The sequence below is a fragment of the Methylobacterium sp. 190mf genome (assembly GCF_900107945.1).
Lineage (GTDB): Bacteria > Pseudomonadota > Alphaproteobacteria > Rhizobiales > Beijerinckiaceae > Methylobacterium.
Map to the genome: position 1 here is coordinate 1 of NZ_FNVI01000053.1, position 18,226 is coordinate 18,226.

The 18,226-nt window shown below is 60.1% G+C and carries 17 protein-coding genes, 1 tRNA gene and 2 pseudogenes; 12 read left to right on the forward strand and 8 right to left on the reverse strand.

The genetic code is table 11. The features are described from left to right. Together C4T42_RS30505 and C4T42_RS30510 are read left to right on the forward strand one after the other, a co-directional pair. On the forward strand, positions 1-862 hold an 862-nt coding region (locus C4T42_RS30505; protein WP_103986496.1), incomplete at its 5' end, for an IS256 family transposase. 364 nt (positions 863-1,226) lie between these two features. Next, positions 1,227-2,246 carry a replication initiator protein A gene (locus C4T42_RS30510; RefSeq protein WP_181049260.1) on the forward strand — a complete coding sequence of 340 codons (1,020 nt, stop codon included), beginning with the start codon at positions 1,227-1,229 and terminating at the stop codon, positions 2,244-2,246. Positions 2,247-2,401: 155 nt separating this feature from the next. Here C4T42_RS30510 and C4T42_RS30515 read toward each other — a convergent pair whose 3' ends face one another. Next, positions 2,402-3,628 (reverse strand): hypothetical protein, encoded by a 1,227-nt coding sequence (locus C4T42_RS30515; protein ID WP_103986487.1) that lies wholly within the window; start codon positions 3,626-3,628, stop codon positions 2,402-2,404. Positions 3,629-4,774: 1,146 nt separating this feature from the next. Here C4T42_RS30515 and C4T42_RS30520 point away from each other — a divergent pair. Beyond that, on the forward strand, positions 4,775-5,227 hold the full coding sequence (locus C4T42_RS30520) for an META domain-containing protein (RefSeq protein WP_103986488.1): 453 nt from the start codon (positions 4,775-4,777) through the stop codon (positions 5,225-5,227). Positions 5,228-5,284: 57 nt separating this feature from the next. Here the strand turns inward: C4T42_RS30520 and C4T42_RS31730 are convergent, their stop codons facing one another. Together C4T42_RS31730 and C4T42_RS30525 are read right to left on the reverse strand one after the other, a co-directional pair. Further along, a complete protein-coding gene (locus tag C4T42_RS31730; protein WP_146074086.1) occupies positions 5,285-5,653 on the reverse strand; it encodes a hypothetical protein in 369 nt (122 codons plus the stop codon). A 21-nt stretch (positions 5,654-5,674) separates the two neighbouring features. Further along, entirely contained in the window at positions 5,675-6,601 is a 927-nt protein-coding gene (locus C4T42_RS30525) for a serine protease (RefSeq protein WP_103986497.1), read from the reverse strand. Between the two features lie 435 nt (positions 6,602-7,036). Between C4T42_RS30525 and C4T42_RS32655 the strand changes: the two are divergent. Further along, a pseudogene (locus C4T42_RS32655) lies at positions 7,037-7,399 on the forward strand (transposase); the annotation flags it as partial. Between the two features lie 1,111 nt (positions 7,400-8,510). Here C4T42_RS32655 and C4T42_RS30535 read toward each other — a convergent pair. Together C4T42_RS30535 and C4T42_RS30540 are read right to left on the reverse strand one after the other, a co-directional pair. After that, positions 8,511-8,732: a hypothetical protein gene (locus C4T42_RS30535; RefSeq protein ID WP_103986489.1), complete on the reverse strand. Its 222-nt coding sequence runs from the start codon at positions 8,730-8,732 to the stop codon at positions 8,511-8,513. Next, positions 8,729-8,971, reverse strand: coding sequence for a hypothetical protein (locus C4T42_RS30540; RefSeq protein WP_103986490.1), 243 nt, complete (start codon positions 8,969-8,971; stop codon positions 8,729-8,731). The genes C4T42_RS30535 and C4T42_RS30540 overlap by 4 nt, the downstream gene beginning before the upstream one ends. Before the next feature lie 521 nt (positions 8,972-9,492). Here C4T42_RS30540 and C4T42_RS31735 point away from each other — a divergent pair. The 3 genes from C4T42_RS31735 to C4T42_RS30555 all read left to right on the forward strand — a co-directional run bounded on the left by C4T42_RS31735 (position 9,493) and on the right by C4T42_RS30555 (position 10,542). Further along, positions 9,493-9,777, forward strand: coding sequence for a hypothetical protein (locus C4T42_RS31735; protein WP_146074087.1), 285 nt, complete (start codon positions 9,493-9,495; stop codon positions 9,775-9,777). Positions 9,778-10,106: 329 nt separating this feature from the next. Then, a tRNA-Ile gene (locus C4T42_RS30550) sits at positions 10,107-10,182 on the forward strand. A gap of 45 nt (positions 10,183-10,227) precedes the next feature. Further along, the gene (locus C4T42_RS30555) at positions 10,228-10,542 is read left to right on the forward strand and encodes a hypothetical protein (protein ID WP_103986491.1); all 315 of its coding nucleotides are present in this window, start codon (positions 10,228-10,230) and stop codon (positions 10,540-10,542) included. A 1,585-nt stretch (positions 10,543-12,127) separates the two neighbouring features. Here the strand turns inward: C4T42_RS30555 and C4T42_RS31740 are convergent. Next, positions 12,128-12,772, reverse strand: coding sequence for a hypothetical protein (locus C4T42_RS31740; RefSeq protein WP_146074088.1), 645 nt, complete (start codon positions 12,770-12,772; stop codon positions 12,128-12,130). Between the two features lie 280 nt (positions 12,773-13,052). Beyond that, positions 13,053-13,646: a hypothetical protein gene (locus tag C4T42_RS30565; RefSeq protein ID WP_103986492.1), complete on the reverse strand. Its 594-nt coding sequence runs from the start codon at positions 13,644-13,646 to the stop codon at positions 13,053-13,055. 304 nt (positions 13,647-13,950) lie between these two features. On the opposite strand from C4T42_RS30565, the pseudogene C4T42_RS30570 reads away from it, so the two are divergent. The 4 genes and pseudogenes from C4T42_RS30570 to C4T42_RS30585 form a co-directional block, all read left to right on the forward strand. Next, positions 13,951-14,355 (forward strand): annotated as a pseudogene (locus C4T42_RS30570) (transposase); the annotation flags it as partial. Positions 14,356-15,189: 834 nt separating this feature from the next. Continuing rightward, a complete protein-coding gene (locus C4T42_RS32205; protein WP_181049262.1) occupies positions 15,190-15,351 on the forward strand; it encodes a hypothetical protein in 162 nt (53 codons plus the stop codon). Between the two features lie 388 nt (positions 15,352-15,739). Beyond that, the gene (locus C4T42_RS30580) at positions 15,740-16,483 is read left to right on the forward strand and encodes a sugar transferase (RefSeq protein ID WP_103986493.1); all 744 of its coding nucleotides are present in this window, start codon (positions 15,740-15,742) and stop codon (positions 16,481-16,483) included. 189 nt (positions 16,484-16,672) lie between these two features. Then, positions 16,673-16,915 (forward strand): hypothetical protein, encoded by a 243-nt coding sequence (locus C4T42_RS30585; RefSeq protein WP_103986494.1) that lies wholly within the window; start codon positions 16,673-16,675, stop codon positions 16,913-16,915. Between the two features lie 393 nt (positions 16,916-17,308). Here the strand turns inward: C4T42_RS30585 and C4T42_RS30590 are convergent, their stop codons facing one another. Next, entirely contained in the window at positions 17,309-17,734 is a 426-nt protein-coding gene (locus C4T42_RS30590; RefSeq protein WP_103986495.1) for a hypothetical protein, read from the reverse strand. Positions 17,735-17,925: 191 nt separating this feature from the next. Between C4T42_RS30590 and C4T42_RS30595 the strand changes: the two genes are divergently transcribed. Beyond that, the coding region (locus C4T42_RS30595) for a transposase (protein ID WP_146074054.1) at positions 17,926-18,226 on the forward strand (301 nt) is incomplete at its 3' end.

Consider the following 18,226-nt stretch of genomic DNA (forward strand, 5'->3'; position numbering starts at 1 on the left):
CTCGGTTGATGACCTCGTCCAAGCGATGGGCGGCACAGGCGTGTCGAAGAGCCAGGTCAGCCGGCTCTGCCAGGAAATCGACGAGCGCGTGGGCGCGTTCCTCGCCCGGCCCATCGAGGGCGAGTGGCCCTACCTCTGGATCGACGCGACCTACGTGAAGGTGCGCCAGGACGGCCGTATCGTCTCTGTCGCCGTCATCGTGGCGGTCGGTGTGAACACTGACGGCCGTCGCGAGGTGCTCGGCATGGATGTCGGCCCGTCCGAGGCCGAGACGTTCTGGACGGACTTTCTCCGCAAGCTGGCGCGCCGCGGCCTGCGCGGGGTCAAGCTGGTCATCTCGGACGCCCACGAGGGCATCAAGGCGTCGGTGGCCAAGGTGATGAACGCGACCTGGCAGCGTTGCCGTGTCCACTTCATGCGCAACGTGCTCGCCCATGCCGGACGCAGCGGGCGGCGTGTCGTCTCCGCCTTCATCGCCACGGCATTTGCCCAGGACGATGCCGAGGCGGCCCGTCAGCAGTGGCGGCGCGTGGCCGATCAGCTCCGGCCGAAGGTCCCCAAGCTCGCCGCCCTGATGGACGAGGCTGAGCCGGACGTGCTGGCCTACATGGGCTTCCCCACCCAGCATCGGGTCAAGCTGCACTCCACCAACCCGCTGGAACGCCTCAACGGCGAGATCAAGCGCCGGACCGAGGTGGTCGGCATCTTCCCCAACGAGGCGGCCATCACACGCCTCGTCGGCGCGATCCTGCTGGAACAGAACGACGAGTGGGCCGTCCAGCGCTCCCGCTACATCACCCTGGAAAGCATCGCCCCGATCGGCGATGATCCCCTCGTCAGCCTGCCGACCCTGGCAGCCTGATCAATCCGGCCCAAGCCGGTGATCGTGGTGGCCACGCCGAAGCTACACCACCCCAGGGGACACGACCCGTGGGCGATGTGGGCCGTATGCCTTCAGCCCGATATGAACGATGGAGCCGAGATATCCGGCGTGGGTCTGAGTGCACTCAGTGGCCTAAGCGCCACCCCGGGGGGCGCCCTCGATGCGACCCAGACGAACTCGCCCGTTGCTTTGCCGCTACACCGGGGCGGCCACTTGGCTTGGCGGCGTGCCCGCGCCCGTTCGAGAGAGCCCTTCCAGCTTATATGTAAAGACAGGGTTTTTCCGCGGTCTGCCGAGCCGGTGCTCGGCTTCGTCCCCTGTGCATTTGAGCAGGGAGAAGCCGATGACCGACGAAACGCCCCCGGGGGGTAAGCTACCACGCAAACCGCGCTTGCCCCGCGAGATCAGTGAACGACGCCGGTTGCCGCTGACTGACCGAGAATTCCGCGATCTGACCTGGGCGATGAAGCTGCCCTTCGTGCGCGTCTCGCCCAAAAACAAAGGCCGGGCAGACCTGACAATCAGGTTCAAAGACGACGGCGAGTCCCTCGTCGTCGTGACCGTGCTCGATCCTCAGATCGGGATGGCCACCATCCTCGACTGGGACATCATAATCTTCGCCGTGTCCGTGCTGATGGTGCGAGCCAACACCCCGGGGGGCCACCAGGTGGACACTTTCAACCGGGTGGTGAAGTTCCGGCCGAACGACCTCCTCGCCACGATTCGCCGCGCCAAGACAGATGGCGGAACGCAGATCAACAAGCTGGAGGGCGCGCTAAAGCGCCTGATGAACACCCACGTGCGTTTGCAAATCGGGACAGACTTCCGGGACGAACGGAAATTCACGCTCCTGGATGGATACCATCGAGGCCAGAGCACTGCGGACGAACTCTACCCCGAATGGAGTGTCACCGTCCCGCGCTGGGTCATCGAGCAGATCCTCAGACCAAACAAGCCCGCGGTGAGGAAGATCGATCCGGCCTATTTCGACTTGAATGGCAAGCCCATGGAGCGCGTCGTCGCCCGCTGGGCTGTGGCACACCGGGGGTACGAACCCGGACCGCCCCACCGGATGTTCGCGTGGAGGGCCTTCGAACTCTCGACCATGAGCGAGTGGCGCAAGTTCTATCCCGTGCTGCAGGACATCGTGGAGCTGAACCGACTGCCAGACCACATCCTCACATTGCAGGAAACCGATCGCGGTGTTGTGCTGCTGATCGACGTGCGCCCGGGCCATGAACGCGAACCCAAGCGATGGAATAAGAAAGAATCGAAGGATCAACCTTCGACCAAGCGGCCCGATCGGGCTCCACGGCCCGACGGGTTGCCTGACAACATAGAGGTCGGGGACGTAAATGCGTAACGCCGATTAACATGGTACGTAAAGACGTGAACTTCCACTGATAAACATAACTTGGCAGTGGAAGCTAGCATGGACAGGACAAGGCCCCGGGGAAGGACGGAGCGGCGGACAAGTTCACCGTAGCTTTCTTTCTACATGTGGAACGTCAGGGCAAATCAGTCAGATTTGACAACGGGATGAACCCCAAACCGATCGAACCACGCCGCGTGCATGGACTCGGTGAGCTGGCCTTTCCACTTCGCCGGCACGACCATCGAATCATGCACACACAGCGGCACGATGTTGGCCTTCAGGCAGCGCTTGGCCACGACCGCCATGACCTGCGACTCCAGCCATTGGAGGTGTACGCCGAGCCTGGGCTCGCTAAACTTCCCGGCGATCTGGGGGTGCCTCTCGGCGATGGCGACGATGATCCGGCGCGCCTCCGGAAGCTGTGCACCGACCAGGGCCCTACGAGCGGCCTGTGCCATGGGACCGTCGTCGCGATCGATGCCATTCTCCAGACCTGCCAGCCACGCCGCGAGGGAGCCTTCGGCCTCTCTCTTCGAGGCGGCGTTGATCAGCCGGAGCATCGCCTCCTTTACCGTCGGCCGCTCCACGGCCGTGACGCGGTAAGGGTCGTCGTCGGGCACAAGGCCTAGCTCGGCATACAAGAGGAAGGGCTGACACGCGGAGAAATCCAATTCGACGGTCGGCTCACCATCGATCTGGATTTGGCGGCGGCGCCAGCGCTCGTCCTTACTGTGCGTCAGCTCCAGCCACCAGCCGCCGTAGGCCCGCCCCCCATGGCGGAAATTCTCGTTGTACACGCGATGCTGATGCACCCGCCGCGGATCGATGAAGCAGTTATCGATCCGAAGGGGCCGACCGGTCCAATCCACGTCCGGCGCGTTGAGCGTGATTGACGAAGCGGCCACCGCCTCGTTCCATTCGCGGAGCGCTCTCCGCTGCCTGTGGGTAAAATCCGTATCCCGGAAGCTGACTAATTTGCGATCCGTGCAGTGCAGGACGATCACTTCATCGGGACGATAGGCGAGGGGCGTATCGGCAGCCTGTTCCAGCAGATGCGCGCTAGCCTGAAACGTCGATTGCGTGCCGCGCCCCTTGGGCCAGGGCTTCGCGACGATGTTCGTGATCCATCCAAGATCGCGCAGCTCGTCGATGGCACGGGTCACGTAAGTGTAGGTCAGACCCGAGCCGGCATAGCGCTTGTTGTCCGTGTACCACTCCGGGCGACGCGAGTAGGAAACGGCCTGCCCGGACGGGGCTGCAGCCAGGGCCGCCGCGAGGATACGGATGCGGGCCTTGGCGTAGGACTGGTCGCGGCTCTCCGGCAGCGGGACCGGCGGCTTACGGTCCGCGGTGCGCCATGCGCCCAGCAAGGGTATGTCGGAGCCGTGGTCTTCAACGTCCGATCCACACGGCTTTGAGGATGAGGATGCGACCCGCCCATCCTGTCCGGTGCCCGCAGCTGCCTGATGAAGCCTGGCGTGATGATCGGTGTGCAATGGGTCGCCCCTCGGCGGGGCGCCCCTGGCAACAAGCCGGGTTCAGTGACACGCCCTGAGCGGGGGGCGGGATGATCACGTAGATAACCGGGTCGAGGGATTTTTGGATGATAATTTCTGGCGACGAGACCCCAGCGGGTGGGCCGTGTTGAGGAGATACCGACCATGGCTGGCGGCAACCCGCATCGGTCACGGCTTGTGATCACGGCCGGTAGCGCCCCTGGAATAAACCGCCGAGCGCCTCACGGCGGAACAGCTCGCGCCAACGGCGGCCCCGGGGTTCTGCTCGATCACGCAGCCTACGGCAGTGCTGACAGACGGTGACGCCGTCGGCTCCCGCGTCACGATTGCGGTGGGTGACAGTCAGCCTGACACGGGTGACGGCGATCGGACCAAGGTCCTCCGCCATCGGCTAAACGCGCAGGATCTCGTCGTCGTCACCGCGCCACGCGAACACCGCCATGTCCCACCACCGCCCGTCGCCGAGATGGTAGACGTTCTGCCCGTGCCGGCGGTGGCAGCGCTCGCATGAACCACTGATTCATAATAGTGGGGATGTGAAGCTTTACGACATGAACTAGGAGATATGTTTCGGTAGTGCGGATGTGCTCGTTCCGTGGGGTATCAAAGATCTCGAAATGGAGACTTATGTGAGCAACTGGGTGGGATGATCCTCGATATGGAGCATACATTTGACGACAATCGCTAGCGAGAGGCGAATGGGTGTAAAATCGCTGCAATCAGCCACAACGAAGATTTCGCTCTATCAGAGCAGATGATTCTTTGGCCAAGCGACGTTCATGCGGAAGGAGCACGACATACAATGCGCACCGTTGTAATCCCGCAAAACGGTAGGCCCTTTATAGTGTGGCACGCACTTTCAATGGACTGGCAGGGCTATATCTTTTAAATATCTCAGGAGGGTATAGCGCACGGAAAAAGATTCACACAACATCGCAGAAGATCGAGGTAATAATAATGTATATATACTAATATATCCAAACAATACGGAGAGATGCAATGATTAAATCAATCTTGTTTGGATCTAAACTGTGTCAGCGCGTAATCACTGTATATCTTCTGTTGATTTATGTCCACACAGGCTACGCTATGGCACAATATATACCGGAAGAAATCTCAGAAAAAATTTGGGAGTGCATTGGGATCTATTCCGATGGTCGCATGCAAAGTCAGTTCGATAAAAAAAGCTACACAATGACATTCAATAGTGATGGAACGGTCTACGTTCTTGCGGACTGCAACCAAGGCAAAGCTTCTGCCAAGTTCGTTGAGGGGGGGCTTGTTGAAATTCAACGGCTAACAACAACTCGTGCTATGTGTCCGCCTGAGTCCCTATCTAACGAATTCATAGATCACATGCGCAATATGAGAAAGTGGCAGAATCAAGGCGGGAAGTTATTTATATTGGGAGCAGACAATGGTATTTTGCTTGAATTTGAAGAAAAATTGTAACCATTTGGATTAAAAAAATATCATGCGGGAATAAACTTGTCTTCCCGCATGATATTTTCAGAATGTACCACTGATACCGATTGTCCCGCTCGTTCCAGATGAACCCGTTGTTACAGTCGCAGTACCAGAGATCCCGCCGCCGATGGGCGTTGAACCGCTTACGCTAGCACTCCAATCACGAGACGTATAAGTCCCCGTTGCGCTGGCTGTAGTTCCTCCAGATGTCGTTGTAACAGTTGCGCTGGCCGACCACTCCCTATTATTTGCTTGGCGAGCCTTAAAAAATTCGTCAGATATTACGCTTGCTAGCGCTTTTATAACATTTGATAAATCTTCTCGGTTGCTTACGGATAAATCTTTAAAGTCTATCTCCACCTTGCTCCCGGAAATTTTGACAAATTCAGCGGTATTTACATCACTGGTCATAATCATCTCCTTGATTAATCGCTACTTCGAGGCCTTCTCAATCCAATCCCTATACTGACTCACGCGTGTGTATACGCCGTATTTCTCCCGGCGCGCGCAGCCCTCTCCAAAACTTACTATTGCAGCAAGAGTCGGCTTTCCACCATTCAACACGACACCTGGCCCTCCACTGTCGCCTTGACAGCTATCTAGCCCTCCATTACGCAGTCCAGCACAAAGCATCCCAGATTTTATATCGTTTCCGTATGCTTCTTTGCACGTTGCATTGCTAACAGTTGGTATATCTGCAGTAAGCAGAATCTCACTACCTTGCGCCCCTTCCGATATGGCTCCCCATCCGGTCACACGCAGATTAGAACCATCTGCTATTTTGATGTCTCGGTCCGCAAGTATTATTGGTTTTGCCTCCTTTATATCCGCTTCTAGATGCAGCACAGCTACATCATTTTCGTGTGTTTGCGGATTCCAGTTTTCATGGACTACTATCTTGCTTACCTTAGCTCGCTCGCCACCATTTTTGTAGAAAGATGTATTTGCGATTACATTCACTCGCTCGATTTTTGTGCCGCGATCAACACAATGCGCAGCTGTCACAACAATCTTGCTGCCAATTAGACTTCCGCCGCAGAATTGTACTCGTACGGGTTCAGGGGCATGCCCGAAAATCAAAGCTACCTGCCAAGGATTATCTTTGATATCAGCAGGTTCTCCGCCAACTATCCTTGGATCAAGCCTAAATTCCCTTGATCCAAGCTGATTCGCAGCTGCTGTACTTTCAGGAGCATTCTGTCTGACTATTGAACTTAGATTTTTGTCAATATCCAAAATTTGTTTGTCAGAAAGAATTTTGCCTACTCCTTTCTGAAAAGGGGAAACTTGTGCATATGCGCTGCTCGGCAGAGAACAGATACCGATAGCAGCTACCAAAAATCTTGAGAACCCTCTCATTTCTGTCACCTCCAGAGGTGTCGTCCTGATTCGCAATCAGCGACAATCAGTTTTAACACTACTGTGATCAATCCAAACCACCTGAGAATGACAAAATACGTAGAACTGCGCTATCTTGAGGGGGCGCACCTATTGACCGGCATGTTCCGCTTCTGTGCGGCTCGCTCGCGAGTAGAGGCATCCGGCCTGCGAGGGAGGGGCAGGAGCTTTGCGGCCGGTGGTAACAGGCTGAGACGGCAAGCGTGCTCGTAAATAAGCCCCTTTGCCCCGTACGCTTTCCACGCCAGCGGCACGTAGATGATGGCCTGTGCCCACTTTCCGTCGCAAACCGTGCCCGTATTGTACTCGTTCTCGGCAGCGATGCGCTTGATCTTGGCGTCACTCGTGGCACAGAGCGCCGCCTAGCCCGTGGTATCGTCCGGCTACTTCGAGCGGTTGGCCGAGGATCTGCGCGCCTTACTGTGCATGGCTTTGGGTCGGGCGCCCGAGCCGAGCGCGGCCGTACTCGACAGTCGGACCTTGCGGTCCTCCCTTCGCGAGCAGCGAGCGGGCCGGCTACGATGGGGCCAAGCGCAAGAAGGGCTCGGAACTGCACTGGGCGGTACACACGCTCGGCCATCGCCTGACCTTGCACGTCACCCCACCGATGCCGAGGATTTGACGCGAGTTAGCCGGCTGGCCAGGGCCGTGCAAGCGGCCACCGGCGAGAGCGTCGAGGTTGCCTTCGTCGATCAGGACTACACGGGTGAGAAGCCCACAACGGCAGCCCGCGAGCGCGACATCGAACTGGAGGTGGTGGAGCTGCTGGAGCACGTACCATCCCGTGCAGCGATCGCTTCAAGACAAGGTCCGCAGGTCCGCCTCGACTTTGGGCTGAAGTTTGCTCTGCCAAGCTCAGCCAGTACACCGCAGATGGTGATGAAAACGAAAATTTTGCAAAAAAGTTGTTTTATTTCAGGGGCCGGGGCCAGACTACGAATCTGGGGGTCAGAGGTTCGAATCCTTTCGGGCGCGCCATCACTTAGCTAAGTTTCAGGTCATCGCTGAACCGACTGGGGTAGCGCTGCGGGTAACAGCGAGACCACTCTGATTCGGCTGCCGCGCGCACCGGATGCGCGAGCGGCGTTCGTGGGTCCGCGTATACGAACCGGCAAGGCGGCCAGGGTAGCCCTCAACTTGCCGGCGAGTTCACGACCGTCTCGTTGGCCTTCCACGCTCGTCCGCAGATATGTCCCTCAGCTGTCGCGTCGGGCGTGGATGCCCAGGCATGCAGCCGACGCAGTTAATCTGCTGTCCGGGCCCGCGAACCTGTTCATGCCGGCCTCGTCCGGCCGTCCACGTCCGCCTGCAGATTTGCCCCTCAAGCTGTCGAAGGCGGGCGTGGATGCGTTGGGCGATTGCCCTTCGCACCAGAGGCGTACGGATACAGAAACGTGATCGAACGCTTCGATCAGGTTGCACATTTCGGGCTCGTCGACTCCGGTTGACCTCCACGCCTGCCACTTGGTGGACCCGTCAACCCCCTTAACGGTGGGCGTGGATGCTGAAACCCAGCCCAGCGCATCAAAAGACGTGTTTGCCCTACACGCTTAAGTTTACGGTCGGTGCGTCGGCTCGCCTTGAGGGGGCGGTTGGTCGGTGATCCACGCCCGCTCTTCGCCCGCCCCCAGCAGCTTGGGCGGGCGTGGATGCTTTCGGGGGCAAGCCCCCTCACTGCCGACTCACACTGGGCACGCCGTTGGCTGTGACCGCGAAGCGAGCAGCCCAGAAGCGGCGAACCTTCGGTTCAAGCGACGCAGCAGCGCCTTGGCCCGCTGCAGATCGTGATGGGCGAGCCGAGCCAGGAGCACGCGGCGCCCGAGGCCAAGAATGCCGACGACATGGCCGGCGAGAGCGCCAATAGAGAGCATCATCGCACGCCCCCATCTCGGATCGGCTCGATGGCTTTGAAGTTCGCCTCCAGCCGCTTGCCGATCTGGCTGAGCATGCAGTCCAGCTCATAGATGCACTCGCGGTCCACGATGTCGTCGTGAGTGCCGAGGGTCGTCAGCACGTTGGCCAAGCGATCCAGGTGCATGATGTCATCCTCCAAGGCGAGGATCTGACCCCATCGGACGCGGGCGGCGGTCATAAGGCGCCTCCCTTCAGGGCGCGCGACAGCTCGAAGCAACGCTCCAAGTCTTCCTCGACCTTCATGGCCGCCTCCACGACAGCATCGCCCACGACATAGAGGGAGCCGGCTTCGATCTCGCCGGTCGGGCAGCCCATGGTGCGGACCGCCTGCCCCCAGCGAACGAGATTGCGGACGCTGTCCTCCATGTCGAAGATCACGGTGGCGAGGTTGTCGCGGCGAGGTGAGGGGGCGCTCATAGGCACCCCTCGCAGATCTGAGAGGCGCGGCCGGCAACGAGCCAGAAGCGGGACGCGGCTTTATCGTGCCTCACCAATGCTTTGTCGTCGAGCCGGGGCTCGTACGACCGCGAAAGCGGGATCGGCCGACCGCATCGCGCGGATGGCCTGTGTGACCGGTCCTACCTGTGCTGAAGGCAAGCGCAGGCGTTCACCGCCGCCGAGGGGCGGTGTAGGGTGGTGGATAGCCATGTGACGGATCCCAGACGTTGCAGGGTAAGGGCCGGACGGAAGGGCTCAATCTTCCTTACGGCCCGCAGCTATGGTACCAATTGATGCTAGTCACGTCAACTATGGTACCACATGCGCACGGGTAGAACCCGGGGGAAGCAGACCGGCATCCAAATCCAGGTGCGTGTGCAGCCCGAACACGTGGCACCCCTAGATGCCTTGATCGCCGCGCAGCCAGATCCGAAACCGACTCGGCCCGAAGTGATCCGCGAAGCTCTAGCCGAGCACCTGAAGGCGAAGGGCTATCTGAAGTGAGGGCTGGCGACGAGCGGCTTGAGAAGCTGGCCGAAATAGCTGGGCTGGCAACAGCCGTAGCTGATCGCATCTTTGAACAGCAGGAGGCAGGTACACCGATCCCTCCAGAGCTTTTCAGAATGTTCGTCCGCGCGGCCCAGATGCTCTTAGATAACGAATTGCCGTGGCCGCCGGCCGTTGAGCGCTTGGTCCTGGAGTTTGCCAAGCGGATTGAGGGAATTGAGCCTGCATCGCAGGACAGCAACGTGGTGCATCTTATCTGGCCGCGGGGCAATCCTTGATTGACGAAGACCGTGAGTTCGAGCACTCGCCGCTGTCTGGTCCCTTTAGTCGCGATGGTGAGATGGTTGAAGTCGAAATCTACCGCCGAGCGGGCTCACAGGAACCCTGGCGAATGGAGGTTGTGAGCCTCACCGGCGGCTGCACGAGGTGGCCAGTGCGGTTCCCCACTGAGGAGGCAGCCTTTCGAGCGTTCGAGGCGCTTGTTGAGCAGCACGGATTGGCAATCTTCACCAACGTCGGGCCAGAGCCGCAGCACTGACCACATCCACCGCTGAATGAGACAGGCGCTGGTTGCGCCTGCGTGGTCGTGACGGCTATGCGGGCTCGGGGGCCTGTAGCTCAATGGTTAGAGCCGACCGCTCATAACGGTCTGGTTGCAGGTTCGAGTCCTGCCGGGCCCACCAAAATCTCAGATTGGGGGCGTCAGAGGCACTGAAGGCGAGATAGCTATGGCCGACGTGCCGGACCTTCGCCAACGCGCCCGCGATCACTTGCAGAGGGCGAGCGAGCACCTTGCGTCGGGCGACGATGCCCAACTCCGCTATGCCGCGCTGGAGCAGCGCATGTGCATAAAGGCGCTGGCCTACGATTTGCTGCAACTACACCGGTCTGAGGCTTCGTTCAGCCTGATGCGTCGCTGGCAGGCAGATCAGGTTCTGAAGAAACTAAACGGAATGGTTCGCGGCGTCACTGGCGACGTGGAAGTGACTCTGGGTCGCGAAGGCCTTGACCAAATTGCGGCTACTGAACACCGCATGGATTGACCGTGGGCCCGCAAGAATTATCATAATTTAGGAGGCTTTTTGCATGTGCCAACTATCCGCGAGCTTGAAGCGGGAGAGGCAGCAGCACACCAGAAAATTAAAGATAAATGCGAGAAGATCCAAACTAGGCCTGAGCTTGTGTTCTCGTCTGAAATGTTTGATATTAAAATCGAGTGAAATTACGGCTGGGTCTGTGATTTCAACGGATGCGCCTTCATCATGGAGTGCGATATAGATTGGGTTGCCGCAAACAACGTCACGAATTGCCCTAAATGTGGTACCGGGCACAATGTATTGCTACACAATGACCGAGTGTGGCGCCAGATAAGAGCGGGGCACTGGCATTGCCGGAAATGCGGCATGAAGAATGCGGCGGCGTCTCACCAGATCAAAGCTGGCGCCACGATGACGTGCAGCATGTGCGATCAACGATACGAACTTCGCCAGGAAATACGCCTGTTCCCCATCGACGAGTAACTCTTGGTTCTAGATGGTGCAGGCGCGGCGAAGCGCCGACATCAACTTGGCCTACGAGATCTGTTGCTCGCCCTCGAAGATTGGCTTCGGCGTACGCGCGGCACGGCCGTAGGGCGTCAAGGCGCGCAGCCCGGCCTCGAAGCCCTGTCCGTGCCGCTCGGCCCCGCCCCAAACTGCCTACGGTGCGGGGAGTGTCGGATCTCAACTGCGATGGCCCATCGGGCATATTCGTTATCGGTACTGAACCGAGCGTAATTTCAGCAATTGACCCGTCATGGAGGTAGCCATGACAGATATTCGCGCTATTCCTGCCATTCTCATGCTCTTCGTTTGGTCCGCTGGCCCCATTTCCGCGCAGACCGATACAACCGGGACAGGCGGCGGCCCACTGTCGACAGAGAAGGCGCCCAACACTACCGCAGTTGGGCAGACGAAACCGCCCAGTCGCGACGCTAGTCCGGCTTCTAGCAAACCGATTGAGCGCCGGACACCTCGTCATTCAGCGGGTGATCGGATCGGCAGAAGTATTTGTATTGGATGCGGACCCGATCTAACCACAACAGGCGCTCTCCCAACAAAGGCGCTTCTGCAAAAACCTGACGTTCGGCTCGATGAGCTTCGTGCAGCGGCTGAACCGAAGAAGCAGTCGGACCTGAACACCTTCGAGTTGGCGTCCGCCCACCGCGAGCGAGCCGAGTCGGCGCAGGAGAAGACCAACGGCCTCTGGCAGTCGTGGCTGGTCTCAGTCTGTGAGGGGTGCGCTGATCAGAGGCCGGCTAAGGCCTACCGCCTGGAAGACTGGCCGAGCCGCGGCGCGCTGCTGACAACAGGCTCTGTCGATAAGAAGATTGCCCCAGATAAGGTGCGGCACTCAACCGTGAAACGGGCGGAGGTTCGCCAACACGGAGCCTTCGAGGCTGACCTGTCGCCTGAGCATGTCGACTCGATCCGGCGCATGCCGCAACGATAGTTTTGGTCACGCTTTAGCCACCCGCTCCCAATGAAATCACATCGGCAAGTCAGCCCATGAAAAAGCCCGCATCGGCGGACCGGGCGGGTCGGCTTGAAAGGGCCTGTCCTTGGACGAGAACGGTGTGGGGTATTGAGCCTATTGCGCCGAGGAAACTGAGAGCTGCGTTATAGGCTGAACTTCAATCGTGGAAGCGGCCCTTAAAACATCCTGCGAGATCGCCGCAGGGGTTATCACCTCGCCGGTCCGATTGGGGAGCATCGAGCCGGGTTCACGCCATGTAAAAAGGTTTGCCCAAGGTACAACGGTGAATACGGGCGGGGCAGAAGTTGTAGGCTCGACGATTGCCGGTTCCTGTCGCTGCTCAGCGGATTCGGCTTGGCATAGCGTGGCTGACGGCAACTCGGCCTTCGCGTTCGTTAAGCGCTTCATAAGCGCAGGCGTGTCGATGGCCGCCTTTGGCTCCAACCAAGTCCCCGGCACCATCTGCTCCCCGCAGTTGCTGACCACGGCTTCGTGGGTCTTTCCCTCAATCGATGCCGCCACGACGCAGCCGGGTGGATAGTAGACCAGTTCGTACTGGAATTTGCCCTTGTCATCCGACTCTGTGGGGAACTTCTCATCCAGCATCACGGGCATGCGCGGATGATCGGTGGTCCCGATGACGTAGAGTCGCCCGGTGGCAATCGCAGCGACTGTTATGTCAGAGCCGGCCGAAGCGGAGCTAGAGAGGGCCAGAGCGGCGACACCTGTACCGCACGCGAAAATAAGCAGGCGGAGCATTTTACCTCCCACTCGGCGTCGAGCTCGGTTAACAACTACTTAAGCATTCGCGTCGACTTAGTCAGATGCCGAAGCCAATTATGCACAGGATTTTTCTCGCGGTCGACCAGCTGCGATATTCAATTTGAGGTATTCGTCCGCCGCCTCAGCCGGTGAGTGAGTCGCTTTTGTCGTATTGATAATTCGTAGTTCCCAGTAGCAGAATTCATCCGTTTGCCGGAGCCATCGTCCGCCCCCATCTCAGCACCAGGTCCTTGAACAGGTTGCCAGAGGCTGAGGCTCATTCCGCTTTTGCCATTTGACGTTCATGGTTTTGTACGACGTCGCGGAAGAGGTTTCCGGCAGTAGAGGTCGTTACCCTGGCGTCGGCGCTTGCCTTGTGAACGTTGACCACCACGGACCCGTTGTTCTCGACCTTCGGCGTCGCCACAATGCCGGCCCTGCCGGCTGAAGCGTCGAGGCGGCCTTCGCCCTGCTGCATGGCCTCGAACGCCTTCCGTGCTCGTTCCCGAGCCGCCCAGGCCTCACCATCCGCCCGGCCGCCGCGGAGGCAATTGGCCTCCTCCATCGTCACGCCGGGCGCGTCCTTCATGCTGTTGGGCTTGAGGACCCGCGGCGCGCCGTTCGGCAGGAAATCACCGTCGCCAGCGAGGCTCGGCATCCGCGCAGGCGGCGCTTCGGCGTTCTGTCGACGGAGGCGATCCAAAAAAGGCTTGCGAATGGCATAGGCGAGGCTGTGCTCGCGCGGGTTCTCGTAGCTCTGAATGCCCGCCCACAGTGGCTGCTCGCCAGTCTGCGCGCCGCGGATGCGGTTATAGGCGCCACGGTACCGCCCCATCATCTCGCGACGGTACATCTCCTGCTGGGCGATCATGACCCGCGGCGGCACCTACCGCGCACCGGCGGCCAGGGCTGCCTGACAGCACGGTAAGGAGACTTGTTCCAGGTTGCGAGGACGATGAGAGTTGATGGCGAACCGGTCAGACCGGGAGCCGGAACACCCCGCCGCTAGTCCAGGGCGTGATAGCCCGCAAAGCAGAGTGGGACCCAGCTCGCGGATACCATCAGGGCCAGCGGTCACATGAACGACTGCATCAAAAGGCCGGACACAAGACTGCACCCGACCAACGCGTCAGAAGCTCAATTCGCCACTTGCAATGCGGGAGCCATCCACACGGGACCTGCGCGAGATCCACAGCGCGCCGACTCCGGCAGCAGCCGAGGTGGCGCTGATCGTCTTCGTCGAGAAATACGGGGGCAAGTACCCCCGCGCCGCTGCCTGCTTGACCAAGGATCGGGAGGCGCTGCTGGCGTTCTACGACTATCCGGCCGAGCACTGGGACCGCCTGCGCAGCTCGAACCCAATCGAGAGCGTGTTTGCTACAGTGCGGCATCGGACCGTGCGGACCAAAGGGGCGCTCTCGGTTACGACCGCCAAGCTGATGGTGTTCAAGTTGGTGATGGCGGCGTCGAAAACCTGATGCCGGCTGAAGGGCGCAAACCAGTTGTCGAAGGTCGTGGCCGGCGTCATCTTCCGCGACGGGACCGAGGTCGTCGCGAGCCCAGATCACCGCGCCGCCTGACCGCCGCCGTCACCTAAAATCCGGCATAGCTCGGCAGACGCGGCGTGCACGCCAACGGCAAGGGCCAAGACAACCAGTAGGGCCGCGCAGTGGGAGTGCAGCGCCCGGCTCAGCGGATTGCGCCAGTCATCTGCACGGCCCCTGCGGCAGGTATCGAAGCCCTGTCACCGGTAGCCCGCTGGAGTTCCTGGCGGACTATGCCATCAGCCAGTGCCACGAGGCCCGCGAGCAGCACGGCCACGAGAATGACACGAAGAAAGATTGGGCGACTGGGCATAGGAGGCATCCGGGGACGCCCCAGCGTACCAGGCACGCGGATGCTCGCCTGCCGCGCCATAGCCACACCAATCAGCAATCTTCATCGGGCTGTTATAGCGCGCGTTTACGGGCATCACCTCCTCGCCGACCTGAGTAGAGGCTTTTAGATGCCGGCTCATTATTGCATAGACCCGCTCGACCCGTATGCCGAGCAGGAAGTCTTTGTCACTTACGAGATAAACAGGCCGCTTGTGTCAATAAGTTCGGCTGTCGACAAAGATGGTTTTGATATTATCCATGATCTGTCTGACGAATGCGTCAGAATTTTGCAGCTAGAGATAGCCGTGTATCATGGTTATCTAAAGCCATACGCATGGGCGCAGCATGCAGTGGACGTGATGGCTGCACCAGAGGCGGCCTAAACACCTCAAGTTGGTCGTCACAGCCGCCCCTTGGAAGCCCCATGGTGTCGTGGTCAGGCGTAAGGCCCGCCGAACAAATCTCCGCTTCCAGTGGAGTAGCGTGCACCAGCGTCGGCGCTGATGTTCAGGAGCTGGGTTGGGCGCAGGAATGTGGATGAGCGATGCCGTGACAGCTCTCCTTCTTGCCTTGGCGGCCGAGATTGCCGAGGCGCGCAAGCAACTGGCCTCGGTTCAGAAAATGCTTGTTGAGACTGCGATCGACGCGGGCAACTTGCGCGCCCTTGTCGAAGCGATGCGGACCGAGCGCGGCGCATAGCAGGATGAAGCTGTACGGGCGCCGACCCGCTCGGCACGGATAGCACGAGGCTGCTCACGAGTGTGCAGTGCACACGTGAAATAGCCCCGCTATATACCCTTAAAGTTGTATCCGGATTGGGTGATTGCGCGCTGCACGCACATATCACCAATGCAAACTGCCGACTTGCGGCGCAGCTGCCTCATTGACGACACCATCTGTGATATTAACGGCATCTAGTCTGATTAAGAGGCTCCTGATGGCTTTCTAAGGCATCATTTGATCTGTATGAAATCAGATTTAATAATATATTAACCAGTCGTTGACTAAACATTACCTCCGCCTTTATTCAGAAGCAGAGCTCATGCAGCACATCGCGCTTTACCAAGATGTCCGGGGTGGTTTTGCAATGCAGCAGGTGTCTGACATCGACAGCCTCACCGTCGTTGCTGAAAACGCTTCGAGTCAGGTGAGCGACGTCGCTGAGGCTGTTGCGGGTGCGGTGCTTCCGCCGGCGCCGTTCGTGGCGCGGGGGCTCCGTTTGGAATGGGCGGCCAAGCGCAGTCTGGACATCACGGTGGCGATCACGGCGCTGTTCCTGCTGCTCCCGGCGCTCCTGCTGATCGCCGGCCTGGTCTATGCGGGCGACCGCAAGGCGCCGATCTTCCGCCACATGCGCATCGGCCGCGACGGGCGCCGCTTCGGCTGCCTGAAGTTCCGCTCCATGATCGCCAACGGCGACGCCGTGCTCGCCGCGCATCTCGCCGCCAACCCGCAGGCCCGGTCCGAGTGGGCGGCTACGCACAAGCTGACCGACGATCCGCGCATCACGCCGATCGGGCACGTCCTGCGCAAAACCTCCCTCGACGAGCTGCCGCAGCTCTGGAACGTGCTTCGCGGTGAGATGAGCCTCGTCGGGCCGCGCCCGATCGTACAGGCCGAGGTCGCCCGCTACGGCCGGGCGTTTGACACCTGCTTTGCTGTCCCGCCGGGCGTCACTGGCCTGTGGCAGGTCTCGGGCCGCTCCGACACGACCTATGCTGAGCGCGTCGCATTGGATCTGGACTATGCCAGCCGCTGGAGCCTGCGCCGCGACATCGCCATCATGCTCAAAACCGTCCCCGCCGTCCTCGCCCAGCGCGGAAGCAAGTAGCTTATCGCCGGAGGTCAGCTGGCCGCGCGTGCGAGAGATGGTGACCTTCCGAAGGCGGTCCCTGATTTCGCCGATTGGCTATGACTATGCACGCCTCGAGGCATCCTGTACCGAGCCCTTTGCAACGTACGTAATAAATACTTATCCTGCCCGTATCACGCCGACTCGAAATTGGCGGAAGGAGGGAGCATGATCTTTATCGTAGTTGCGGCTATCGGCATAGTCGTGGCGCGGTCGTTCGGCTGGGTCAGCGTGTTTGCCATCACCATCATTCTAGCTGTTGCGGTCGGCATTGAAGGTGCGGTAGAGGCGCGAAGCCTATTCAAGGTTTTGAAGCGGGGCTTGGAAATCAACGTCGCTTTTCAAGTCGCCTATTTTGCAGCTGCATGCTCGCTTTACAGCTCGCACTTCCTAGGACGGGTTGAGAGCTGAGGTTGGGGGCGCCTCACCGTGATGCCGCAGTGAGATCAGAGATGGCTACCTCGACGCCTACGTAGCCAAGCTGCTTGCACCAACTTGGTCTACGGCCACGGGATCGAAGGCATTTTCTGACGATGCGTCCAGACCAAGCCGCGATAGGAGCTTGTCATCGTCGCGACACCAGGTCGATCGCCTAGGAAGGCATCTACGGCCTGAACAGAACGGCTGACGGCGGCTTCGATGCTCGAGGCGTCAAGCACGGCGCTGTGTGTGTCGACCCCGCCTTCCGGGCGCATGCGGGCGATCCGTAGATAGTACCGCATGACCGAAGTCCGTGTTCACAGACGAGTCGCCGGCATATGGGGTCGTAATCGCGAAACGCGGTAGTGCCATGACAGCGGGTCTTCAGACGTAGGGCCCGCCGAACAGATCCCCGAGCGCCCTCCGCCGGAACAGCGTCCGCCAGCGCCGCCGCCTATGCTCCGGCCGGTCGTGGATCATGTGGCATCGCTGGCAGAAGGCCGCGAGGTTGGCGTCCGCGTTGTTCGAGGTGTCGTGGTCCCGGTGGGCAGCAGCCAGAACGACCCGCGTTCGACGGGTCCGACCGAGGATGTCGGCCGCTACCCCGATCCGGATCCGCCTGCCCCAGCCATCCCGCCACCGGCCCGCCTTGGCATCCCACCAGCGGCCGTCGCCGAGATGATAGACCATCCGCCCGTGCGGGCGCCCGCAGCCCTCGCAGCAGCCCTTCGCCCGCCCGAACCGGATCACGGCCGAGAGCTGCGCCCAGTCGATGGGGTAGAAGAAGCGGTGCTCGGGCCGGATCGGCATGGTGGCGTCACTCTGCCACCTGTCGGGACGAAAGCGTAGCGGTTAGCCACTAAAGCGTTTGCACCTCTTCCATGATCGGCGGGCGGTTCGTGATGCTACCCACCAGCCCAACCTTCACCCTGTTCCCCGCCCGATGCTCTTAGAGCGCCTAACAGAACGGGCACGGATTGCGTGGGCAGGCGTTGGTCGTGATGGCTCGTCCGCTTCTGCCCGATGATCTCTGGACCGAGATTGCGCCGCTTCTGCCGCCGCCCCGCCCACGTCCAAAAGGTGGCCGACGGCCGATCGAGAACCGAGCTGCGTTGACCGGCATTCTGTTCGTGCTGCGCTCAGGCGTCCCGTGGGAGATGCTGCCAGCGGAGATGGGCTGCGGCTGCGGGATGAGTTGCTGGCGCCGCTTACGGGACTGGCAGGCGGCCGGCGTATGGGCCCGCCTGCATCAGGTGCTCTTGGAGCGCCTGCATGGGGCGGGCGAGATCGACTGGAGCCGAG